At 33.3% G+C, this 25386-nt stretch carries 19 protein-coding genes and 1 tRNA gene; 16 read left to right on the top strand and 4 right to left on the bottom strand.

All coding sequences use genetic code 11. The features are described from left to right. Positions 1 to 5: 5 nt before the first annotated feature. The 5 genes from KWG70_RS00680 to KWG70_RS00660 all read left to right on the top strand — a co-directional run bounded on the left by KWG70_RS00680 (position 6) and on the right by KWG70_RS00660 (position 6223). Complete coding sequence (locus KWG70_RS00680) at positions 6 to 1415, top strand: vanadium-dependent haloperoxidase (protein ID WP_230934060.1); 1410 nt, start codon at positions 6 to 8, stop codon at positions 1413 to 1415. Between the two features lie 11 nt (positions 1416 to 1426). Continuing rightward, positions 1427 to 2188: a ParA family protein gene (locus KWG70_RS00675; RefSeq protein ID WP_230934059.1), complete on the top strand. Its 762-nt coding sequence runs from the start codon at positions 1427 to 1429 to the stop codon at positions 2186 to 2188. A 15-nt stretch (positions 2189 to 2203) separates the two neighbouring features. Further along, positions 2204 to 3745, top strand: coding sequence for an eCIS core domain-containing protein (locus tag KWG70_RS00670; protein ID WP_230934058.1), 1542 nt, complete (start codon positions 2204 to 2206; stop codon positions 3743 to 3745). An 81-nt stretch (positions 3746 to 3826) separates the two neighbouring features. Further along, positions 3827 to 5179, top strand: coding sequence for an ATP-binding protein (locus KWG70_RS00665; protein ID WP_230934057.1), 1353 nt, complete (start codon positions 3827 to 3829; stop codon positions 5177 to 5179). A gap of 306 nt (positions 5180 to 5485) precedes the next feature. Next, entirely contained in the window at positions 5486 to 6223 is a 738-nt protein-coding gene (locus KWG70_RS00660; RefSeq protein ID WP_230934056.1) for a response regulator transcription factor, read from the top strand. Positions 6224 to 6333: 110 nt separating this feature from the next. Here the strand turns inward: KWG70_RS00660 and KWG70_RS00655 are convergent. Beyond that, a tRNA-Phe gene (locus KWG70_RS00655) sits at positions 6334 to 6409 on the bottom strand. 191 nt (positions 6410 to 6600) lie between these two features. Here KWG70_RS00655 and KWG70_RS00650 point away from each other — a divergent pair. The 7 genes from KWG70_RS00650 (at position 6601) to KWG70_RS00620 (ending at position 14528) form a co-directional block, all read left to right on the top strand. Continuing rightward, positions 6601 to 7329 (top strand): type III pantothenate kinase, encoded by a 729-nt coding sequence (locus KWG70_RS00650; protein ID WP_230934055.1) that lies wholly within the window; start codon positions 6601 to 6603, stop codon positions 7327 to 7329. After that, positions 7329 to 8633, top strand: coding sequence for a hypothetical protein (locus KWG70_RS00645; protein WP_230934054.1), 1305 nt, complete (start codon positions 7329 to 7331; stop codon positions 8631 to 8633). The genes KWG70_RS00650 and KWG70_RS00645 overlap by 1 nt, the downstream gene beginning before the upstream one ends. Positions 8634 to 8650: 17 nt before the next feature. After that, a complete protein-coding gene (locus tag KWG70_RS00640) occupies positions 8651 to 10033 on the top strand; it encodes a tetratricopeptide repeat protein (RefSeq protein ID WP_230934053.1) in 1383 nt (460 codons plus the stop codon). Then, the gene (gene lptC, locus KWG70_RS00635) at positions 10034 to 10603 is read left to right on the top strand and encodes an LPS export ABC transporter periplasmic protein LptC (protein ID WP_230934052.1); all 570 of its coding nucleotides are present in this window, start codon (positions 10034 to 10036) and stop codon (positions 10601 to 10603) included. A gap of 74 nt (positions 10604 to 10677) precedes the next feature. Continuing rightward, a complete protein-coding gene (locus KWG70_RS00630; RefSeq protein WP_230934051.1) occupies positions 10678 to 10869 on the top strand; it encodes a hypothetical protein in 192 nt (63 codons plus the stop codon). Between the two features lie 2 nt (positions 10870 to 10871). Beyond that, positions 10872 to 12161 (top strand): hemolysin family protein, encoded by a 1290-nt coding sequence (locus tag KWG70_RS00625; RefSeq protein ID WP_230934050.1) that lies wholly within the window; start codon positions 10872 to 10874, stop codon positions 12159 to 12161. A 204-nt stretch (positions 12162 to 12365) separates the two neighbouring features. Next, entirely contained in the window at positions 12366 to 14528 is a 2163-nt protein-coding gene (locus KWG70_RS00620) for a SurA N-terminal domain-containing protein (protein ID WP_230934049.1), read from the top strand. A gap of 53 nt (positions 14529 to 14581) precedes the next feature. Here the strand turns inward: KWG70_RS00620 and KWG70_RS00615 are convergent, their stop codons facing one another. Together KWG70_RS00615 and KWG70_RS00610 are read right to left on the bottom strand one after the other, a co-directional pair. After that, a complete protein-coding gene (locus KWG70_RS00615) occupies positions 14582 to 15496 on the bottom strand; it encodes a GYDIA family GHMP kinase (protein ID WP_230934048.1) in 915 nt (304 codons plus the stop codon). Position 15497: 1 nt separating this feature from the next. After that, on the bottom strand, positions 15498 to 16814 hold the full coding sequence (locus KWG70_RS00610; RefSeq protein ID WP_230934047.1) for a hydroxymethylglutaryl-CoA reductase, degradative: 1317 nt from the start codon (positions 16812 to 16814) through the stop codon (positions 15498 to 15500). 177 nt (positions 16815 to 16991) lie between these two features. On the opposite strand from KWG70_RS00610, the gene KWG70_RS00605 reads away from it, so the two are divergent. The 4 genes from KWG70_RS00605 (at position 16992) to KWG70_RS00590 (ending at position 23305) form a co-directional block, all read left to right on the top strand. Then, a complete protein-coding gene (locus tag KWG70_RS00605) occupies positions 16992 to 19217 on the top strand; it encodes a S9 family peptidase (protein ID WP_230934046.1) in 2226 nt (741 codons plus the stop codon). Positions 19218 to 19241: 24 nt separating this feature from the next. Then, positions 19242 to 20807, top strand: a complete 1566-nt coding sequence (locus KWG70_RS00600) for a peptide MFS transporter (RefSeq protein ID WP_230934045.1) — start codon at positions 19242 to 19244, stop codon at positions 20805 to 20807. 70 nt (positions 20808 to 20877) lie between these two features. After that, positions 20878 to 22662 (top strand): peptide MFS transporter, encoded by a 1785-nt coding sequence (locus KWG70_RS00595; RefSeq protein WP_230934044.1) that lies wholly within the window; start codon positions 20878 to 20880, stop codon positions 22660 to 22662. Between the two features lie 85 nt (positions 22663 to 22747). Further along, positions 22748 to 23305 (top strand): thioredoxin family protein, encoded by a 558-nt coding sequence (locus tag KWG70_RS00590; RefSeq protein ID WP_230935010.1) that lies wholly within the window; start codon positions 22748 to 22750, stop codon positions 23303 to 23305. Positions 23306 to 23314: 9 nt separating this feature from the next. On the opposite strand, the gene KWG70_RS17915 is transcribed toward KWG70_RS00590, so the two are convergent. Further along, positions 23315 to 25351, bottom strand: coding sequence for a ComEC/Rec2 family competence protein (locus KWG70_RS17915; protein ID WP_230934043.1), 2037 nt, complete (start codon positions 25349 to 25351; stop codon positions 23315 to 23317). Positions 25352 to 25386: the final 35 nt, after the last annotated feature.

Here is a 25386-nt window from a genome sequence, read left to right as displayed (position 1 = left end):
AGATCATGGCAACAAAAAAATACAAACCTAGCAAAGCCCATCAATGGAACCGTTTAACCTGTGATGCATTGCACTACGTTGGAGCACCTCCTACTGTAGCAGCACGAGCCTTGGCTATGGTGCATACAGCAATGTATGATGCTTGGACCAATTATAATGATGGCGGATGTGAAGTGAGTACTACTACTGGAAGTCGTTTAAAACAACCCGATAGTAAATGTACTTCCGAAAACAGAGCAAAGGTATATAGTCATGCGGCTTTTACGGTATTGCAAGCACTTTTTTGGCTGGAATTACCACCAGAAAAGAAAAATATGTTTAGGGATTTTATGTGCGATTGTGGTTACGATCCTGATGATACTTGCTTAAAACCTTTCAATGCCGTTGGTATTGGAAATTTATCTGGAAAACTAGTGTTAGAATGTCGTATGGGAGACGGTTCTAATCCGCATGCTACATTGCATAAAGGTAACTTTTCTGATTTCACAGGCTACCATCCTGTTAATCCACCAGTGCCACAACCATTAAGACATATAGACCGATGGCAACCACAATTAAGAGATTTTCAACCGCAAAAATTTTTGACACCACATTGGAGCGTAGTTAAACCATTTGCATTACAATGGAGTGGGCAATTTAGACCTCCTCCACCTGCTGCGTGTGATGAAAAAGAGTTTAAAAAACAAATAGAGATTCTTATTGATTACAGTGCTAATTTAACTGATGAGCAAAAGTTAATTGCAGAGTTTTGGGCAGGCATGCACGAAGATAAATTTGTAGATACTGCAAATAGTGAAAAAGGCCCTTGGGCTTCACCACCCGAACAATGTTGTAGGCAAGCACGCTATTTATCTAGAAAATACAAGTATAAAAATGCGAATGATGTAAAAATGTTTTTCGTGTTGTCTAATGCTTTGCTAGATGCGGCTATTGCAGCTTGGGATTGTAAAGTGTATTATGACTATGTGAGACCGAAATCGCTAATTAACTTATTGCACAAAGGAGAAACCTTAGAAGCTTGGGGAGGCCCTTGTGAAGGTGCCAAAGAGATAGAAGGTGAAAAGTGGATGCCATACATACCAACACCGCCTTTTGCAGAATATGTATCGGGACATAGCACGTTTAGCGCTGCTGCCGACGAAGTGCTATATAGTTTTTGCAATAGTAGAGATTATGGAGAATCTGTTGTGATACCCAAAGGAGGCTCTAGAATTGAACCTAGCTGTACACCTTGTGAAGATATAACCTTGACTTGGGCAACTTTAAAGGATGCTGCTAATCAGGCAGGTATTTCAAGGTTGTATGGCGGTATACATTTTATAGATGGAGACCTAGAAGGACGAAAACTTGGAAATAAAGTGGGATGTGAAGTATGGTATAAAGCCAATGAATATTTTAATGGAGAACTGGGCTAAATCAACATAAAATGAAAGTAATATCAATAGCAAATTTTAAGGGAGGTGTGGGTAAGACAACTACGGCTATTAACCTAGCCGCTGGATTAAAGAACCTTGGTAAAAAAGTTTTAATCATAGATATTGATCCACAAGCCAACCTAACACAATCTCTAGGTATAACAGATGAGATTGAAACTTCTGTTTATACTATTTTGCGTAAGGAAGCATTTGGTGAAACAACGAAGTTAACTGATGCATTAGTGAGTGTTTCTGGTCTTAATGTAATACCGTCTTCTTTAGATCTTGCTAGCGTCGAATTAGAATTAGCAAGCGTCTATGGAAGAGAGCAAATACTTTCTCAATTAATAAAACAATTAAAAACATACGATTATGTGTTTATTGATTGTCCACCCTCGATGGGAATGTTAACTATTAATGCTTTAGTCGCTAGTGACTTTGTCTTAATCCCGTTACTAGCAGAATTTTTACCCTTAAAAGGAGCACTAAGTTTTTTAAAACATTTTGAGCTGGTTCATAAATTAAATAGTCAATTAAAATTGCTGGGTTTTATTTTGATGAAGTATGATTATAGAAAAAAAATGAACCAAGAGGTTAAAAGAGAACTAGAACGTGAGTTTACAACCGATAAAGTTTTTAAAACTCATATCCGAACCAATATTGCCCTTGCAAATGCTCAAGAAAAAGGCATGGATATTTTTACATATGATAAGACATCTAATGGAGCAATTGACTACAATGATTTAACTCGAGAGTTTTTGTTAAAAATGTAATTAAAAATTGAAATCATGAAAAATATATTTTCAAGTCGTCGAAATAGAAATAAAAGACCACATAATAATGAAGAAGCTGAAAAATCAGAAACTCCATTTTTTTCAAAAGAGAGTAAAACGCCTTTTTTTAATAAGGGAGCAACAGTGCAAACAAAACTCACCATAGGGCAACCAAATGACAAATATGAAAAAGAGGCTGATACTATGGCCGATGCTGTTGTCAATAATTCATCTAAACCAGAGATTCAGAATAAAGAGATTAGTAATATTCAGCGAGAATCGTTGACTACACCTCAGGAAGATGAGAAGTTAGGAACTGCCGAACAGCGTATAGAGGAAGATAAACTAATACAGGAAAAACCAGAAGTTCAAAGATTGGAAGAGCCTGAGGAAGACATGGTGAACAAGTTGGACGAAGAAGAGGGAGAGGTGCAAACTAAAAGTAATACAGGAGCAACACAAACGGCAAATGCAAATTTATCTCAACAAATAAAGAATAAGTCAGGCAAGGGAAAAAGTCTACCTAAAAAAACACAAACTGAAATGGAATCTTCTTTTAGAACAAATTTTAGTGATGTCAATATTCATACAGATGATGATGCAATACATATGAATAAAGAATTAGGCGCTCAAGCTTTTACCCACGGTAAGGATGTGTATTTTAATTCAGGAAAGTATAATCCAGATTCATCAGAGGGAAAGCATTTATTAGCTCATGAGTTGACACATGTGGTACAACAAAATGGAAAAGAGAAAGCAAGAGATGAAACTAAAAATAGCATTCAGCCTAAACCTCATGCTCCTGACTTGGAAGATAAAACTAATTATGCGTTTGACACCTATAGAATTACTAAACATGATTTAAGTGATCCTGAGATTAAAGGTAGAATTGAAGCTTTGAATTGGAATGGACTTATACATTACAGAGATAATGTTAGTGATCCTGACGTTAAATTATACATGCAAAATATTATAGACAGTTATACAAGTCATGAAGTTGCTCTAGGTTATAAAATTCAAAACCCTCCATTTACGAAAATGATAAATGGGTTAAAAGTAGTAGTCTTAGCAGATCAATCTGATACTACTATTGGGCAAGATGGAGTTACTAAATATTCATTCCCAGATAAGATTAATTGGGTTACTCATCCAAAAACGAAAGAAGTAACGTCAATAGATTTTGATTATATCATGACTATTCAATCTAATTATAAACAGATTCGAGATAGAGAAGGTGCTTCTGGATATGGATATGGAACTAGAGCGCAAGATAAAAATAACAATACGACTAGTTTGGCTCATCATGAAGGGCAACACGTTTTGGATATTTTAAGTTATTTAGAAGCAAATCCCTTACCAACGTTTAATGGGAGACTACGAATGTCTAAAACATCAATTGAAAAAGAAGGGAAGACGTACATTAATGCTCTTAGTAACTATAAATCTCAAATGGATGCATTCTTAGTCAAAAAGGGACATTGTGTTGGAATCTCAATTGATAAATTTAATAAGTCAAAAGGGGTAACAACCCATAAATGTAAATCAACAAAACCATAAAAAGGGGTGTTGGTAAAAAGAATAGGATTATTACTAACGAAACATTTGAGATACGTTACTCACCATAATAAATAAAAAGATATGAGCGAAAGTCAATTAGATAATATGTATATAAACAGGTTAATTACACCAGAATTTAATTATCTCAAAAGATTAATCCAATTTAGATTGGAGCGGCATTTTGATCATAATGAAGGGATATCGCTACCTGTTTTTCCAGCTATAGAAACCTGGTCTTTGCATGTGCCAGAGAATATACTTAAGGCTACACTTTCTGAATCTGAATTAACCTTATTATTACTTGCTCTGTGTCCGCATTTTAATAGTAATTTATTAGATGAGGTTATTCAGAATACATTGGCATCTACAGGAGATTTTCCACAATTAGGAGGTGTAAGAGGTAAAAACTTCAGAGGGTTTTTACCTACGGGACAGACTGTATTGTTTTTATTAGCAGGAGATAATTCAAAAAAAAGAAAGGAAATCCAAGAAGTATTTAATACAGGTCATTTTTTTGAACAAAACCACATCCTTTGGTTAGAGGATGTTCCTGAAGGAGAACCCAAAATGAGTGGGAAGATAATTATATCTCAAGAATATGCGCACTTATTTATATTTGGTAGGCCAAGCAGACCTAAATTTAGCATGAAATTTCCTGCACAGATTATAGAGACAGAAATGGAATGGGAAGATTTAGTATTGGATACTGAGACTAGTAAACAAATACAAGAGATAAAAACTTGGATTACTCATGGAAATACATTGTTGAATGATTGGGGAATGCATAAAAAAATAAAGCCAGGATTTAGAGTATTATTTCATGGGCCACCCGGAACAGGAAAAACACTAACAGCAGGTTTGTTGGGTAAACATACAGGTAAAGACGTATTCAAAATTGACCTTTCTATGGTTGTTTCAAAATTTATAGGTGAAACAGAAAAAAACCTTGCGAGCCTATTATCTAAGGCAGAAAAAACAGATAATATTTTATTTTTTGACGAAGCAGATGCCTTGTTTGGTAAACGTACAAGTGTTAGAGATGCACATGATAAATATGCAAATCAAGAAGTGTCCTATTTACTTCAGAGGATAGAAGGCTATAAGGGCTTAGTTATTTTGGCTTCTAATTTAAAAAATAATATAGACGAGGCTTTTTTAAGGAGGTTTCAATCTATTGTACATTTTCCGCTTCCTAAAAGTGCCGAACGTTTACGATTATGGAAAAAAGCTTTTCCGAGTAAAGTTCGTCTGCATAATGATGTGAATCTATCAAAAAACGCTAGAAATTATGAATTATCTGGTGCCGAAATAATGAATGTAGTACAGTACAGTTGTTTAAGAGCCTTGGCTGCAAATAAGAAAACGATCTATCAAGAATATATTCTGAGTGGTATACAACGCGAATTTCAAAAAAGTGGTAAAATTATGCGTTAACAAATGTTGGGACAAATCTTAAATATTCTATAAAAGCATTATTCTATTAGGTAATGTTTTGGTATAAAATACATGAAGTGGAAATGCCAAAATCAAGAGGATGTATTTAATGAATTGTTTTTTCTTCTAAAATTTGTTCAAGTTATTGTGAATCAGTATATTTACAATCCTGAACAAATATTGATATTTTGTTTTGTAGATACATTTTTCAAGAATGGGAGTTTCTTTAACTTTTATTCTATATCTCCACTAAAATCTACAAATAAGAGTAACTAATTTAATAGATAAAAATTAATGTTGTTTTGCATGATAAAGCAAGACAACAAGCTTGATGTTACATTTAGTTTTATCTGTTTTATGAGTCCTAAAGACAACCATACAAAGCTTATCAATTTTGGTAATGAATCTGATCGATGCAGTATTTCAGGTTTAATCAAAGCATGCGATTGTCTTGATAATCTACTCATATCAATTTATTTACTTAAAAAAGACAAGTTCATTTATTGTAATTCGATGTTGGAAAAAATTGTAGGAGGTGATTTTTGTGAAATTTTGAGCAAAGGCTGGCAGTTTTGGTTTGATATGGTTAGTAAAGATGAAGTGTTGTATGTAAAAAGTGAAATAGAATATTTTTTTTCAATGTCTCATCTTAAAACGTCACATACCTTAAAGTATCATATTATAAATGAAGATGGTAAGAAAACGTTCTTAAGACATGAATTATTAAGGCATTGTATTGATGATCAAATTCTTGTTGTCAATTATTTTTTTGATATCACTGAGAAGGAAAAAATTGAAACTTATTTTAAAGTAGATACTATTAATGATAACGATTTTTATAAAAAAAAGAATTTAATCTCACCAAGAGAAAAAGAGGTTTTAATGCTTGTTGCTGATGGTTTTTCGTCAAAGCAAATAGCCGATATGCTCTATATAAGTAACCATACGGCGATAACACATCGTAAGAATTTAATAGAAAAATTTAAAGTAAAGAATACGGCTCAGTTAATTAAAAAAGCATCGAGAAATATAGAATTTTGGTAAGTTACTACTGAAATAAATAAGAAGTCATTTTTTAATACTATAGACTCCTTTCTCCCTACTTGTTATCTTTTAAAACCAAAAAACCCGATTCATACGAATCGGGTTTTTGATGGTGGTGCCTCCAGGAATCGAACCAGGGACACAAGGATTTTCAGTCCTTTGCTCTACCAACTGAGCTAAGGCACCAGTTGCATAAAATTGCGAGTGCAAATATAGACCCATTTTTAATATTCACAAAAAGAAACAATAAAAAATTAAGTATATTATTTGTTTCATGCCCCAAATTGTTGATTTCAACCAAAATAATGTTATAATTTGGTTAATTACTACCCCTAAATGTATCTTCGTTTTGTAGTTTTAACACTTTGATATTATTTATGAATTTAATTATTGACGTTGGTAACACCTATGTCAAGTTTGCCGTTTACATGGAAGGTGAACTAAAAGAGAAGGTGATTGGTGAGCTAAATGATTTTGAGAGTATGGTCTCAGGTATCATTAGCGATCATCCCCAAGTTAATCAAGCTATAGTCTCGTCTGTAGGAAAGCTGGAGGCGTCAACTATAAAATCGCTTGAAGATAAAGTCCAAGTCTTAGAACTATCTCATAAACTAAAATTGCCTTTTACCAATCTATATGCAACACCTACTACATTAGGCGTTGATCGTATAGCATTAGTTAGTGCCTCTGTAGAACAATTTCCAGACCATAATGTGCTTATAATAGACGCAGGAACTTGTATTACCTATGATTTTATAAATACAAAAAACGAATATCTTGGAGGTGCTATTTCTCCAGGAATTAGATTGAGATATCGAACACTAAATAATTTAACGGCAAATTTACCGTTATTGGACACGGAGATGCCTCAAGATATATTGGGAGATTCGACACAAAATTCAATTCACTCTGGAGTTGTGTTTGGTGTTTTAAAAGAAATCGACGGTGTAATTGATGAATATGTTAGAAAATATTCAGATTTAACAGTTATTTTAACAGGAGGAGACACCAAATTCTTGTCAAACCAATTAAAAAATAGCATATTTGCCAACTCAAATTTTCTTTTGGAAGGTTTGAATTTTATTTTAGAATATAATACGAAATAATGATAAAAAAACTTGTAATAGTTTTAATCGCTTTTTTTGCACTACAATCGTATGGGCAAGAAGGTACAGCGTCTCCATATTCATTCTACGGAATTGGAAGTTTGAAATTTAAAGGAACGGTTGAGAATAGAAGTATGGGAGGATTGAGCATTTATACAGATAGTATACATGTTAATCTTCGTAATCCGGCAGCTTATGTGAGTCCCAATCTTAAACTATGGAATAATGAAACTAGACCAGTAAAGTTTTCGGTAGGTGCAAGCCATACTAATTTAAATCTTAAAGCAAACTCGGGAGAGTCTAAAGTAAATTCTACAACATTTGATTATTTAGCCTTATCGATCCCAGTTGGTAAATTTGGCTTTGGTTTTGGACTGGTGCCTTATACATCAGTTGGATATAAACTTGAAGATAATGATGATGGCGTACTTCAAAATAGATATAGAGGTGAAGGTGGTGTGAATAGAGCATTTTTAGGGTTCGGTTATCAAATTGCAAATGGATTAAATATTGGTATTGATGCGAATTATAATTTTGGAAACATTCAAAATAGTGTGATCCAATTTGCTTATGACGAAGATGGTAATCCGGTTCAATATCAAACAAGAGAAAATAACCGTTCAGATTTAAGCGGACTTAACTTCAATATTGGGTTGACATACAAAACCATGCTTAATGAAAAACTTGAACTTCAAACAGGTTTAACGTATTCTCCAAAAAGTGATTTATCCTCAATAAATGAACGATCTTTCGCTACCATAGTTATCAATCAAATTAATGGTCAAGAGTTTGTACTTAATGAAATAGAAGGTGATTTAGAATCGCAAGGTCTTGCAGAAACAGACTTAACATTGCCATCCCGTTTTTCATTTGGTGCTGGTATTGGAGAACCTAGACACTGGTTTTTAGGTGCAGAATATACACGTCAGAATACAAGTGAATTTTCTAATCCAATAGTTTCAATAGAAAATGCTAATTTTGTAAACGCCTCAAATATTTCTGTTGGAGGTTTTTATATCCCAGATTATACATCGTTTTCAAATTACTGGAAACGTGTTACCTACAGGGCTGGCTTTCATTTTGAGAATACTGGCCTAGAAATTAATAATGAGACCATAAATGAGTTTGGCATGTCTTTTGGAGTAGGATTACCAGTTGGAAATGTGTTTTCAAATGCCAACCTTGGTTTTGAGTTCGGACGACGTGGGACAACAAACCAAAACTTGATACAAGAAAACTTTTTCAATATAAATATAAGTCTGTCATTAAATGATAGATGGTTTCAAAAAAGAAAATATAACTAACATAAATATAAAGGAAGATGAAAACGAAATTAACACTTATAATAGCGGCTTTGTTTATGGCGACAAACTTCGGGTTTGCGCAGCAAGACGAAGAGTGTATGCTAAATTTGACGTTGTTTAACGACTACGTTAAAAGCAAAAAGTACGACGAAGCTTATGAGCCATGGATGGCTGTAAGAAACAAGTGTCCTAAATTTAATATTGCTATATACAAAAGAGGAGAGAAGATCTTAGCTCATAAAATCAAGAATTCTAGTGGACAAGAGAAAATTGATTTCATCAATGATTATATGTTACTTCTAGATAAAGGTGCAGAATATTTTGCTAGCAAGTATCCATTAGGAGAAGTATTAGAGCAAAAGGCATTATTGAAATATGAAAACAGAAAAGATCTAGGTGTTGATAACATGCAAATCTATGAAGCTTTTGATGAAGTATATACTAAGGATAAAGAGAACTTTAAAAGTACTAAAGGACTGTATGTATACTTTACAAAAACTGTAGATTTATTTAAAGCTAAGAAGTTTGAACTTCAAAAGGTGTTTGATAAGTATGACGATGTTAATGAGTTGCTTGAAAACTTAAATGATAAATATGCAAAGTCATTAAATAAATTAATTGAAAAGGAAAATGCGGGTACTGCATTAGGGAGAAAAGAAAAACAGTACAAAGGGTTTTACCAAAAGTCATTAGAAGCCAATGCTAAAATTGCTGGAAGTTTAGATACTTATATTGGAGATCTAGCAAACTGTGAAAACTTAATCCCATTATATAAAAAGGATTTTCCAACGTATAAAAATGATGCAGCGTGGTTAAAAAGAGCAGTGAGCAAAATGTACAATAAAGAATGTACAGATGATCCGTTATATATCGATTTAGTAAAGGCATACGACGAAGTTGACCCATCGGCAGAAACAAAATACTTTGTGTCTACTGTATTGCGTAAGCAAGGAAAAACTAAAGAGGCTGATGACTATGTTAGGCAATCATATGATTTGCAAACAGATCCTATCAAAAAGGCAAGAATGTCAAAAAAGATTGCTAACGATTTCAAAAAGCGTGGTAGTTATGGTAAAGCTAGAACTTACTACAGAGAAGCTTTGAAATTAAACCCGTCTGATGGAACGCCACATTTACAAATTGCAGCAATGTACGCTAAAAGTGCTAATAACTGTGGTGATACAAACTTTAATAAGAGAGCTGTATTCTGGTATGCTGCACAAGAAGCTTTAAAAGCAGGGAAAGTTGATCCAGGTTTAAAGGGAGCCGCAAATCAAGCAGCTACATCTTACAGAGCTAATGCACCAACAAAATCTGAAATATTCACTTGTGGATGTGCAGGTACTACAATCAAGATTGGTTGTTGGATTGGTGGAAGCGTAGTTGTTCCTAATCTGTAAATGAAAACGAAATTTTCACATACTAATATATTCATAGTCACAGCAATTGTTGTGACTATGTTTTTTTCATGTGAAAAGGATCTAAAAGAAATACAACAAATAGGAGTACTTCAAAATCAGCCTATTGGCGAGGCTAAAAATATCAATTTAAAGTATACCGAAGCCCAAGATACGATTGGACGAGTTGTCGCTAATCTAGAGAGTCCTAGAATGTTAGATTACTCCAATCGTGACTTTTCTTTCTCCGAATTTCCAGATGGTGTGCGGTTGTCTTTGTTTGACGAAAACGATAAAAAGAATATCGTTTTAGCAGATTATGCGATTGTTTATAATGCCACAGATTTAATAGATTTACAAGGGAACGTTATTTTAATTACGCCTCAAAAAGATACCCTTTTTGCAGACCAAATGTATTATGATCAAAAGCGAGAATGGTTATTTAGCAACCATCCAGTGCAATTAAAGTCGGCATTATCTAGAAGCGGTTCTGGTGATATCTTTGATGCAGATACTAAATTTAACAACTATACCATTCTAGAAGGTAGAGGGCAGGGTGTTCTAAAAGATTAATGGATTGCACCATAGTTGGCAAAACATCTTTATCTTTGTACTACAATTCAAAAAAAATCATTAGAAATTAACACATGAAAATACTTCAGTTTTTTCAATACGTATATCTCTTTTTTGCAGCCTTATTTATTTATGACGGTTTTGAAAACTTAGGAGAAGACGGTAACAGGTCTATCATCTCATTCGTATTTGCTGGTCTAGCAATATTTATGTTTTTCTTTAGAAAGAAATTTAGAAAAAAGTTCGATAATAGAAATGGTTCCTAAACATGGATCTTAGCATTGTTATTATTATAGTTATGCTATTGCTTTCGGCGTTTTTCTCCGGAATGGAAATCGCTTACGTGTCATCAAATAAAATCCACATAGAAATTGAAAAAAAACAAGGCGATTTCTTAGCCAGGATTTTAACCAAACTTACCGAAAAACCCTCAAAATTTATTGCTACAATGCTTATTGGAAACAATATAGCATTGGTGATTTATGGATTTGTTATGGGAGATGTTTTGATGAGTTGGTTTCAATCCATGTGGCCTTCTCAATATCAAATAATCAATTACTTAATTGTCGATCTTAGTTTATTAACTCAAACTGTTATTTCAACAATCGTTATATTAATTACTGCCGAATTTTTACCAAAGGTCTTTTTTCAAATTTATGCCAATAGATTTATAAAAATTTTTGCGCTTCCAGCGTATCTCTTTTACCTATTATTTTGGTTTTTATCGTCGTTTGTCATTTGGATTTCAGATATCATTTTAAAACGTTTTTTTAAAACTGAAGGTGACGATGTCCAGTTAGCTATGACCAAAGTAGAACTGGGAAATTATATTAGCGAGCAAATGGAATCTGTCGAAGAGCATGACGAAGTTGATAGTGAAATACAAATTTTTCAGAATGCACTAGAGTTTTCCGAAGTAAAAGCACGTGAAGTTATGGTGCCTCGTACCGAAATCATAGGAGTAGAAGTTAATGATACAATTAAAAATATAAGTACACTATTTATCGATTCTGGACTGTCAAAAATTTTGGTTTATAAAGAGTCTATTGATGATATTTTAGGGTATGTACATTCATTTGAACTGTTTAAAAGACCTAAATCTATAAAGTCTGTAACTAAACCAGTAGTTTATGTTCCTGCTACTATGTTGGTTAAAGATGTATTGAACATATTAACCAAGAAACGAAAAAGTATGGCGGTTGTTATTGACGAATATGGAGGTACTGCAGGTATAATGACTATTGAGGATATTGTTGAAGAACTTTTTGGTGAAATTGAAGACGAGCACGATAGCGTGGAATTAATCGAAGAAAAAATTGATGATCAACACTATAGATTCTCTGCACGATTAGAAGTAGATCATATCAATGAGACTTATAAGCTCAATTTACCTGAAAATGAAAATTATGAAACGCTTGGCGGACTTATAGTTTTTGAGACCGAAGGTATTCCAGAGTTAAACGATCAAGTGGTTATTGATAACTTTAAATTTGAAATCTTAGAAGTGTCATCAACTAAAATTGACGTTGTTTCTCTACAAATAATTGAAACCGATTAAATCTGCAAAATGAACTATTTTGTAAGGTATTGCCTATTAAAGTTCAATGCTTTGCATTCTTCATTTATGAGTTTAATCATCACCCTTTGCCTAACAATCGATGAAACCTATTAAAAATCGGTAATAAAAACATAAATCTGCTTTTATAATTAGATAGAAAATGGTATTTTCGCCCACTTATTATTCGATAAATTATACATTAAAATGGCAGTTTTAAATAAAATTAGACAACGTTCATTGTTTTTGATTTTAATCATCGCACTAGCGTTATTTTCATTTGTACTCACAGATCTATTCAAAAATAGTGATGCCTTATTTGGAGGATCACAGGATGTAGTAGCTACTGTTAACGGACAAAACATCAACAGAGTTGACTTTATGAACAGAGTTGAGAATATGCGTAGACAATTAGGCCCTACAGCAACTAATACTCAAGCAATGAATAGAGTTTACGATCAACAGGTAAGAAGAGCCGTGATGACTACTCAATTTGAAGAACTTGGATTAACAGTTGAAGAGGATCAAATGAGAGATCTATTAGAACAAAACTTTTCTGCTTACCCAGAATTTCAAAATGAAGCAGGTCTTTTTGATGAAAGTAAACTAACAACCTTTATTGCTAACTTGAAAGAAGCTAACCCAGAAAAAATGCTTCTTGGGAACTTTCAGTTAAACTATGATGAGTGGGTTAGTAATGAAAATTCTATTGCAACAATTGCGAAAGAAAGATCGTATTATAATATGGTTAAAGCTGGTGTTAGTGCTACTTTAAATGAAGCCGAAGTTGATCATATGTTGGAAAATTCTACAAGAGATTTAAAATATGTTCAGATACCTTACTCAACTATCAATGACAGTTTAATTGATGTAACTAAGGCCGATATAAAGGCGTATATCAATGAGAATAAAAAGCAATTTGAAGTTGAAGCTTCAAGAGATATTGTATTTGTTGAGTTTAAGGAAGAACCAAGCCTGAAAGATGAAGAAGCTCTTAAATCTGACTTCGATCGACTTATCAATGGAAAATTAGAGTTTGATAATACAACTAATGATACAATTAGAGTGCAGCCGTTTGCGCAAGTTAAAGAGGAAGATTTAGCAGGTTACGTTAACCTTACTGGAGAATCTGCTCAAAGTTATAATGATTCATTTATTAAGAAATCATTGTTGCCAACAGTTGCTGCTGATACAATCTTTAATTTAAATGTTGGAGGTGTATATGGTCCTTATAAGGATAATGGAATGATGAAACTTACACGATTGGTGGCAGAAACTACAGTTCCAGACTCTGCTAAAGTTCGTCATATTTTAATTCCATTTATAGGAGCAAATAGAGCAGGAATAGATGCGCAATCAGAGGAAGATGCAAAGAAAACAGCCGATAGTGTATTAGCTATTGTAAAAGCAGATAATTCTAAATTCCCAGAGTTAGTAACCGCATTGTCTTCAGATCAAGGTAGTGTTGCTAATGGTGGTGTTTATGATTTTCACCCAAGTACTCAAATGGTAAAACCATTTAGTGATTTCGAATTTCAAAATAATGTTGGAGATATTGATGTTGTAAAAACACAGTTTGGATTCCATATCATTGAAATCTTAGATCAAAAAGGATCGTCTAAAGCGGTTAAGGTGGCTACGATTGCTAGACCAATAGAGCCTTCAGAAGAAACTATAGATGACGTATTTACTAATGCTTCTAAATTTGAACTAGCTATCCAAGATGGTGATTTTCAAACAATGGCCGAAGAACGAAAATTAGTTGTTAAGCCAGTTAATAATATCAAGATATTAGATGAGAATATACCAGGGTTGCAAGCACAAAGACCTATAGTGCGTTGGGCTTTTGAAAGTGAGACTAAAGTAGGAGACTACAAGCGTTTTACAATTCCAGGCGGTGGATATGCTGTTGTTCAATTAACTAAAAAGAGCAAAGCTGGATTAATGGATCCAGAAAATGCATCTGCATCTGCTTTAAGTGAGATTAGAAAAGAGAAAAAAGCACAGATGATTCGTGAAAAAATTACTGGTACTACAGTAGACGACGTTGCTAAAAATCAAAATAGACCAGCTAATACAGCAGCTGCAGTAAATATGAAAAACCCGACGATCTCTGGAGCAGGACTTGAGCCTGAAGTTGTAGGTGTTGCTTTTGGTTTAAATGAAGGTGATACTTCAGGATTGATTAATGGTAATAGAGGTGTTTATATGGTGACAGTGACCAAAGCGAATGAGGCTACTAAATTAGATAATTACCAAGCTATTGCTAATAGATTGAGTGCTGCTAGATTAAATGCAGCTCAAACTAAAGTGTATAATGCATTAAAAGAAACTGCAGATATAGAAGATAATAGATCTAGATTTTACTAGTATTATCTTTTTAATCAAGATATAAAAAAGCTTCGCAATTTGTGAAGCTTTTTTTAGTTTAAAACCATTTCAGTATAAGGAAGTATAATATCAAATCCCTTCGATTTGAAATAAGCTGTAGGGTTGTCTTTTGAGGCTGCCATTACAAAATCACCTCCCCAAGCACCTAAGCTTTTTATACTACCATTAAAACCATTAAACAGTTGTTGTTTAACTGGTGTTTGTTTTATGATTGTTGAAATGAGCTCTTCATGCACATTCATTAGCTGCTGAAACATTGTTAGAGAATTACAAATGATCATAGCTTGAGTGAGTTCTGTGATTCTTGAAATGATTGATGATAGATTAGATGTATTTGCTCTGTATTTCTGTATACCATCACGACTATTTTGTTTCTTATTGAGGTAAACAAAATAAAGATGCTCTTTAAATGAAGGATTGAAATCAACCATTTCTATATGGCGATTGCTACTGGCTAATTGATAGGTTAAACTTTGCGCTGCATTGGCACATGCAATGTCATAACCACTTCCGCCAAAGGTAGCTTCAAGTAATTTATAAGCATCTACATTAGCCCAATTTGCAATATTGTTTATTAAAGTGGATGATGTGCCAAGTCCCCAGTCTTTAGGAAACCCCAACGCTGTGGTGCATTCATAACCCTGAGTGCCTTTTAAAAATTCTGGATTAAGATCTTTGACCGCTTGAAGTATACTGAGCAATCGCTTTGAAATAGGATGGTCATTATGTATAACATCCTGTAGCTTGTCATTTCGAATTTCAAATTCCGTTTCAAACCAAATGTGACCTTGGTGATCTAGACTGGTCCATTTAATTGTCTGCTTTTGATTGATTTCGATAGTTAACGATTGTCCAAATCGCGTTGGTACAGCCAAGGCGTTGGCACCATCAAGAACAACATATTCTCCCGTTAGCAATAATTTTCCGTGACTGAAAAAAGTTTTCAATTTAGTGTCTTAGTTTTTCAATTTCCTCAACAACTGCACTATGCGTCACAGTATTGGTTTTAAAGTACTCTACAAGTTTTACTTTTTCTTCTGAAGTAGCTTCAAACTGATTTAAGATATTCATCAAATGCATCTTCATATGACCTTCTTGAATGCCTGTTGTAGTTAAAGAACGTAGTGCTGCAAAATTTTGGGCTAATCCGGCTACAGCAACAATTTGCATGAGTTCTTTTGCTGAAGGTTCTCCTAATAGTTCTAACGCAAGTCTTACTAATGGATGCAGTTTTGTTAATCCGCCAACAGTACCTAAAGCCAGTGGAATTTCTATCCAAAACGTGAATATGCCATCTTCTATTTTAGCATGTGTTAAGCTACTGTATTTGCCATGACGAGATGCATAAGCATGAACACCAGCTTCAACAGCTCTAAAATCATTTCCAGTAGCTAAGACAACAGCATCAATGCCATTCATGATGCCTTTATTATGTGTCACAGCTCTAAAAGGTTCGACCTCGGCTATACGCACTGCCTGCACAAATTTTTCAGCAAACTCTTGAGCCGAGATATTAGGATTCTCTGTTAATTCTTCAACCTTGCAGCTTACTTTTGCTCTTACCAAACAATCTGGCACATAATTGGAAAGAATAGACATAATAATTTCAATGTCTTTTTCTTCCGCTGAAAATAAATCAAAGCATTGTGCTTGATTTTTTAACGTTTTTGCAAATTGTTCTAAGCAAGAGTTGATAAAGTTTGCTCCCATAGCATCTAAGGTCTCAAAAGTAGCATGTAGCTGATAGTAACCTTCAATGTCCTGTGTTTTGTTTTTGAGTTCTATATCTAAAATCCCACCACCACGTTTTTCCATATTCTTGGTAATAGATTTTGAGTCTTCAATAAGTTTTGGTTTTAATGTTGTAAAAAACTGATTGAGTTTAGCAACATCGCCATGATACATAAAATGAACCTGACCAATCTTTTGAGTTGATATGACTTCAGCTTTAAATCCACCACGATCATACCAGAATTTTGCGGCCTTACTTGCTGCGGCTACCACAGAACTTTCTTCGATAGCCATTGGTATGGTGTAAAGTTTATTGTTTATCAAAAAATTAGGTGCAACACCTAATGGAAGATAGTAGTTGGTAATCGTATTTTCTATAAATTCATCATGAAGTTGTTGTAGCTTTTCATTGGCATTCCAGTATTGTTTTAAAAGTGTTTTAGCCGATTTAGAATCGGTAAAATAAGTACTGACAAGCCAATCGATTTTCTCCGATTTTGATAATTTTGAAAAGCCTGTAATCGTTTTTGTCATGTGTTTATATTTAAAATAGATGCCAGTAAAAAGCGCTCCAATACGAAAAGCAAAGATACTATTCTTGGTATTATTATTGATGCAATACCATATTATTGCGCATTTAACACACAATAGTTACTGTTTTTTGCATTATTTTTAGTAAACTTGACATTATTTTATCAAAAAAATATCCCTATGAACATATTCAAATCGGTCGCACTTCTTTTATTTTTTGTAACCGCTTTAACATCAGCACAAAATAAAGAAATCACCCTTGAAGAGATATGGAACGGAAGTTTTAGAACCGAACGCATGGATGCTTTGCATTCTATGAAAAATGGTCAGCAATATTCAGTTTTAAATTTTGGCAATAGAACGTCTCAAATCGATATTTATGACTACAAAACACTTAGTAAGGTTAAAACCTTAGTCAATTCTGCTAACATTAATGATATTGATTACTTTACAGATTACACATTTAGTGATGATGAATCAAAAGTGTTATTGGCTACTAATGTTGAGTCGATTTTTAGAAGGTCTACTTTAGGTCATTATTATGTTTATGATGTGACATCTAATACAGTTGATCTCATTTCCGAAGAAAAAATACAAGAGCCTACGTTTTCACCTGATGCCTCAAAAATAGCATATGGATTAAATAATAATCTTTACATCAAAGATTTAAAAACGGGCAAAACAGAACAGTTTACCTACGATGGTGAGAAAAATAAAATCATAAATGGAATTACAGATTGGGTTTATGAAGAGGAATTTAGTTTTGTAAGGGCTTTTGAGTGGAATGCATCTGGAGATAAGATTGCATTTATTAGGTTTGATGAAACCAATGTTCCGGAGTTTTCAATGGATGTTTATGGACAACAGTTGTATCAAACACAGCAAGTCTTTAAGTACCCTAAAGCAGGCGAAACAAACTCTGATGTATCATTGCATATCTATGATGTTAATCAGAAAACAATTAAAGAATTTAAACCTAAAAAGCAATATTCAGATTTTTATATTCCAAGACTAAAATGGACCAATGATGCTAATATATTAAGTGCTCAATATATGAACAGACATCAAAATGAATTGGATCTATGGATGATTAATTCTAATAGTGGTGATGGTGATTTGGTTTTAGCCGAAACAGATAAGGCTTATATTGATGTGACATTCAACCTCACTTTTTTAAAGGACAATAGTTTTATTTGGACTAGTGAAAAAGATGGATTCAATCATATATATCATTACGATAACAAAGGAACTTTGATTAATCAATTGACATCAGGAAACTGGGAGGTAACCAACTATTATGGCTACAATGAGAAATCAAAACGAATTTTCTATCAATCTACAGAAGATGGTTCAATCAACCGAAGTGTCTATTCTATTGGTCTCAATGCTAAGAAGAAAAAACGCTTAACCAAAAGCACAGGAACAAATGCTGCATCATTTAGTGCAGATTTTACATACTTCATTAATTCATACTCTAGTGCTACAAACCCACCAGAATATACCTTAAACAATTCTAAAACTGGAGATTTGGTTAAGAGTATAAAAGATAATGACAAGCTTGCTCAAAAGTTATCTAATTATAAAACATCACAAAAGGAATTTAGTACTATTAATATTAATGGTAACGATTTAAATATGTGGATGATCAAGCCTGCAAACTTTGATGAGAGTAAAACCTATCCATTGTTTATGTATCAGTATTCTGGTCCGGGATCACAGCAAGTTGCTAATCGATGGAATGGAACTAACGATTATTGGTATCAGCATTTAGCTCAGCTAGGTTATATTGTTGCTTGTGTTGATGGCCGAGGTACAGGTTTTAAAGGTTCCGATTTCAAAAAAGTAACTCAAAATGAATTGGGTAAATATGAAGTAGAAGATCAAATTGCTGCTGCTAAGCAGTTAGCAAAACTGCCTTACATTGATGAAAATAATATTGGAATTTGGGGATGGAGTTATGGTGGCTTTATGAGTAGTAACGCTTTATTTAAAGGTAATGATACGTTTTCTATGGCCATCGCTGTTGCACCAGTAACAAGTTGGAGATTTTATGATACAATATATACTGAGCGTTATATGACAACGCCTCAGGAAAACCCTTCAGGTTATGATGAGAACTCTCCAATTAACCATGTGAATAAACTCAAAGGTGACTTTTTGTTAATTCACGGAACAGGAGATGATAATGTGCATGTTCAAAATACAATGCGCATGGTAGAAGCACTTATTCAAGCAGATAAGCAATTTGAATGGATGATCTATCCAGACAAAAACCATGGAATTTATGGTGGAAACACAAGATTGCACTTATATAAAAAAATGACAAACTTTATTCATGATACTTTAGGTAAGAATCGAGAGATGCCTGAAGAATCAAAAGAAGAACAAGTGAAGATCAAAGGATAACATACTAACTAATAAATAAAATTTATGTCAGCAACAACACTTAAACCACATCAAAAAGAGTTATTTGGGCAACCAATTGGACTCTATATTTTGTTTTTAACCGAAATGTGGGAACGTTTTTCTTACTATGGAATGCGTGCTCTACTTGTTCTCTATATGACAACTCAAACTATAGGAGATGATAGAGGGCCAGGTTTAGGATGGACTAATCAAGAAGCTTTAGCACTTTATGGATGGTACACGATGTTAGTTTATGTGATGTCAATACCCGGTGGAATGATTGCTGATAAACTTATTGGTCAAAAGAAAGCAGTACTTGTAGGAGCGATAGTATTATGTCTTGGTCATGGCGTCTTAGTTTTAACCGATATTTGGGCATTCTATACAGGCTTAGGACTTGTAATCTTAGGAGTAGGATTATTAAAGCCTAACATTTCTACTATGGTTGGTGGACTCTACAGAGAAGGTGATATTAGACGAGATAAAGGATTTAGTATATTCTACATAGGTATTAATTTAGGATCGCTTTTAGCAACGCTAATTGTTGGTCTTGTGGTTAAAGAATGGGGATGGCATGCAGGATTTGGTCTTGCTGGAATTGTAATGGTTTTAGGGTTAATTAATTATATAATTGGGCAAAAATATTTAATCCATGTTGGTAATTTAACTAAAGATAAGGATGACCCTAATGAGATTTCTTATGGTAAATTGTATGGTAAATTATTTAAATCTCCTGTCCAGTTAAGTTTTACAGTTATTCTTTTATTAGCTTCAGCGTATGGATGGTATAAATTAGAATGGGGCTATGGATTGTTATTCCTGTTTTTAACAGCAATCGCCTCTTTATTAATGATGATTTATAGAGAATTAGATTCTCAAGTCTATAAAGATAGGTTCATGGTGCTATTATTATCATTTATCATGGTAATTATATTCTGGGGAGCTTTTGAACAAGCTGGTGGATTAATGAATCTTTATACCGAAACCAATACAAGAAGGATGTTACTCGGTTGGGAAATACCAACTGTAATGTTTCAGAGTTTAAATGCTGGCTTTATAATCATTTTCGCAACGATTGTTGCTGGATATTGGGCCAAACGACAGCTTAAGGGTAAGGAAGCCTCGTCATTATTTAAAATGGCTTTAGGTATTATTATTATGGGATTCGGATTCCTATTTATGGTATTTGCCGCTATGGAATTTGAAAATGATGGATCTTCTAGCATGTTGTGGTTAGTATTGGCTTACTTATTTCATACTATTGGTGAATTATGCATTTCACCTGTAGCCTTGTCATTTATTACTAAGTTAGCTCCTGTAAAGTATGCCTCATTAATGATGGGTGTGTATTTTGCTGCGACAGGACTTGGAAATAAAGTAGCCGGTATTGTAGGTGAATCGGCATCAGAATTTGGAGAGTATGCAATCTTTTTAGGGATATTAGTGTTTACAGTAGTTATAGGTGCATTATTTATCATGCTATTAAAGCCTCTGAAGCGTTTAACGCATGGTGCTGAAGATAATGAACGCGAAATGCACAATGATGAAACTGAAGGTTTTGAATTAGCAGACCCAAAACTCAATAACTAAAACATACAATAAAAACCCTTGTAATATTCGTATTACAAGGGTTTCTCTTTTCTAACTAAATATATTTCCTATGAATACAGATATCGAAAATTTATTTAAAGACAAAGTAATTGGTCATCCAGCTGGACTATTCGTGATATTTTTCACTGAAATGTGGGAGCGTTTTTCTTTCTACGGAATGCGAATTTTACTTGTTCTATTCCTTACAGCACCAATTATAAGTGATAACCCTGGCTGGGAATGGCCACGAGAACATGCATTATCACTTATTGGAACCTATGGAGCTTTGCTCTATCTTACACCTATCGTAGGTGGATGGCTGGCAGATAAATTTACAGGTTACAAATTGGCTGTAATTATTGGTTGTTTTATTATGATGCTTGGTCATGCCGCAATGGTTTTTGAAACACCTTGGTCTTTGTATTTAGGTTTAGCATTATTAATTATTGGTACTGGTTTTTTTAAGCCCAATATGACGTCTATGATTTCTGAAATGTACAAAGGAAAAGAGTCTAAAAAAGATGGTGCTTATACGATTTATTATATGGGTGTGAATGCTGGAGCATTTTTTGGAATGATGCTTTGTGGTTACCTTGCTGAAAATATTGGATGGAGCTACGGTTTTGGATTAGCAGGAATATTCATGCTATTAGGTTTGATTCAGTTTTGGTTGGCCAAAGATCTTTTTGGTCAGATTGGAGAAAAGCCTAGTAAAGTGCATGAGGTTGAATTACCGCAAAATATTAATGAAGAAAGCCCACAAGAACATCTGAGAGATGATGATTCAGAAAAATTGAATCCTTTTACAACTTTAGATAAAGTTCTAATTGTACTATCTTCTATTGGAGGTTTATTGTATCTGTTTAATGATCCGCTTTCTACAATTGGTGGTGTAGATCTTTTGCCGTTTTCAATAGGAAATCTCAATGGGTCTAATTCTACTATATTAATAGCTTTAGCATTATTTTTATATCTAATTATTTCAAGAATTTCACGTTACTCTAAAATTGTTAGAGATAGAATCATAGCTGTATCTGTTTTTGGAATATTTACAGTGTTCTTTTTTGCAGCTTTTGAACAGTCTCTCGGCTCTATGACTTTATTTGCTCGTGATTATACTGAACGAGCATTGACTGGAAGTTCTGCGACGATTTTTAAAATTGTAGACTTAATTCTTACGGTTGGACCGCTAGCAATTATTACTTGGGTATTATATCTTTTATTTAAGAAAACATATTCTAAGATTCCTTACTCTAATATCATATTAGCGCTCTCGTTTGCCTTTTTATGGTACATTGTGTATTATAAATTAAATAGAGAATTTAGTAAAGAGGCTACAGAGGTACCAGCATCTTGGTTTGGAATCTTAAATTCATTCTTTATAATCACTTTAGCACCTTTCTTTTCTAAATGGTGGGAAAGTAAATATAATCCAAGTGCAGCTATGAAATATGGTATTGGACTTATATTACTCGGACTAGGATTTGGTATTCTAGTTTTTGGAACCATGGGAATTCCTCAAGGAGCGAAAACAGCTTCGGTGAGTATGATATTTTTAATATTAGCCTACTTGTTTCATACCATGGGAGAACTTTGTATTTCACCTGTAGGGTTATCTTACTTAAGTAAGTTAGTACCTGGTCGTATGATTGGCTTTATGTTTGGTATTTGGTATCTGGCCATTGCAATTGGTCAAAAATCTGCTGGTAAAATGGGAGGAATGATAGATAAAATTACAGAAGAATACTCATTAAGTACTTTCTTTTTAATATTCACGTTAGTGCCAGCGGCTGTTGGTTTAATCTCAATGGTGCTGAATCGCGTTCTAAAAAGATTGATGCATGGTGTTCGATAATCGAATAAAACCGTTAAAATAACGCAAAATGCTCCAGATTTGGAGCATTTTTTGTAAGTTCGGAATAACTTTTGCAACGAATTAGATTATGAAGAGAATCATTTTAATATTAGCAGTAGCCTTGATCACATCAACGTCTGCTATCGCTCAGTCACAAGAAATTAATTGGATGACTTTTGAAGAAGCATTAGCTGCTCAAAAGAAAACACCTAAAAAGATCATGATGGATGTCTATACCAATTGGTGTGGTCCATGTAAAATGCTTGATAAGAATACCTTTCATAACAAAGATGTGGTAGACTATGTTAACAAAAATTACTATGCTGTAAAGTTTAATGGTGAAGGAAATTCAGTTGTTAATTACCAAGGTAAATCTTATAAAAACGCTAATTATAAGGCAGAATTAAAAAATCGCCGAAATAGTGCACACGACTTAACTCGTGCTTTAGGAATAAGAGCATATCCAACCATCGTTTATTTTGATGAGAAAGGGGAGAAAATTCAACCTATTAGCGGCTATATGAAACCAAGACAAATCGAATTATACTTGAAATTGTTTCATACCGATGATTATAAAAAGATCAAAACACAAGAACAATTTAATACGTATTACAAAGCGTTTAAAGCAGAATTTAAAGAGTAAAATATTTACTTACTTAATGATAAATGCTCCCTTTTTACCCGTTTGGTGAAATGGGAGCTTTCTTTTTTTACAAGTGGATTCCCATCGTTTTATGTAAGACTTATAATTACTGCCATCTGCAATGATGAGTTTTGGATGAATGGAGTCAATGAGACGCTCAAGGTGTATTCTAGGAGAATTACGAAGTAATACAAAATCTGGTTTGAAATGTTTTACATTATAAATGCTTAAACTGTCTACAACAAGTAATGTTTTATTCTGAAATTGATATACCGATTGTAAAGGTCTTCTTTTAATGGTATTAATGAAATTTCCAACACAAAAACTCATAATCGTTTTATCTTTTGTGTAGGCAATACTATCAAGGTTATCAAAAACATTTAATTCTGAATCAACCTTTTTTGCAATTAAACTATATCTGTTCTTGTGAAATATTACAAATTTGCTATTCGCATTTTTGTATTCAGAATATATCCATACACCTTGAATTAGAATTATAGATATCAGAAAAAATGATAAGCGTTTGAAGCTTTGTTTTTGGTAAAGGAATACTATGGCAATAATGGTAAAGTAAGAGACTAAAACATGCTCTATGTCAAAAGAAATAGATGTTATTATAAAAGTATCTTGCTTTGCAACCCAATTGACCACAGCATTCATTAGGTGAATTAAATACTCAAAAAGATGTGCTAAAAATTCTGGTAAACTATGTAATAATGCCAAAATAATAACTAAAATACCTAAGCATAGGATAAGACCTAAACACGGAATAATAGCTAAATTGGATATAAAAAACAGACCTGGAAATTGATGAAAATAATACAGACTAATTGGAATAACTCCAATTTGAGCAGCTATAGTTACTGTGAAAATTTGCCATAGGTAATCTGTAATTTTCCATTTAGGTTTCCAAAACTTATAGAGTATAGGTTGAAGACTTACTATGGCAAATATAGCTAAGTAACTCATTTGAAATCCAACGTCAAATAAAAACATAGGTTTGCATAAGAGAAGGATAAAAATAGAGATTGTTAATGTGTTATATATGTTTGTAGGTCGTTTCAAGTTTATAGCAAAAGCTACTATGCTGAACATGGTAACAGCGCGAGTTACAGATGCTGAAAGTCCAGCTATTATGGCAAACATCCAAAGCAAAAGAATAATGAGTGACATTTTTATAAGCTTGCCATTTTTAAAACGTTCAAAAGGTTTGAGTATATAGCTCAAAAGCATAAGAATAATACCAACATGTAAACCCGAAACGGCTAAAATATGAACAGCGCCTGCATTAATATAATCTGCATAAATGTCTTGATCCATATCTTGTCGTTGCCCCAAAATGAGCGCATTTATAATGTTGAGTTGTTCAGGTTTAAAATCATATGTTTTTAACTCATAATTAATTGTTTTGTGCAAGGACTCGGCATAACCAAATAAAGTTTGCTTTTGAGATTTTAATGTTAAGATGGACTTAGAATTACTGTATAGTTGGTGATAGATATATTGCTTTTCCAAATAGGCTTTATAATTAAACTGATAAGGATTTAATGATTTGTGTATTGGTTGAATATCTAGCGAAGTAAATAATATATCATCTACATTATATGTGTGCTCTAGACTATCTTTTTCAATATTTAGCAAAAGTTTACCTCTAGCTACTTGTTCGTCAATGTTTAATACTTTTACCACATATTTGTTATGATAAAGCGTTGGCTTAAGTCGCTCTTTTATTTGAATAGTTAATTCGTAAGAGCTTGTATTATTGTCGTCGATTATAGATGTATAATGACTTTTGAAATTTTTTTGATCGTGAAGATTATAGACTAAAACACCAATACAACACATCAAAAGAAAAGATGAAAGCCCAAACCAGATGTGTTTTCGAAATTGGCGTTTAGAATGACGGAATAAAAATATAAATCCTAAAAAAAGAAATATCGTGTTACTAAAGGATTGACTTAGAGATAAGGGTAAGAAATGAGCAGCTAAAATGCCAATTACAAGGCAGGCTGTAAGCTTTATGATAATAAAATTAAGAGGTTTCACACTCTTAATATAGTAAATAATCTACAATTATAGAA

The organism is Psychroserpens luteolus, from assembly GCF_021032705.1.
Lineage (GTDB): Bacteria > Bacteroidota > Bacteroidia > Flavobacteriales > Flavobacteriaceae > Psychroserpens > Psychroserpens luteolus.
The sequence above is the reverse complement of the archived record's forward strand: the minus strand, read 5'-3'. Positions and strand labels throughout refer to the sequence as shown.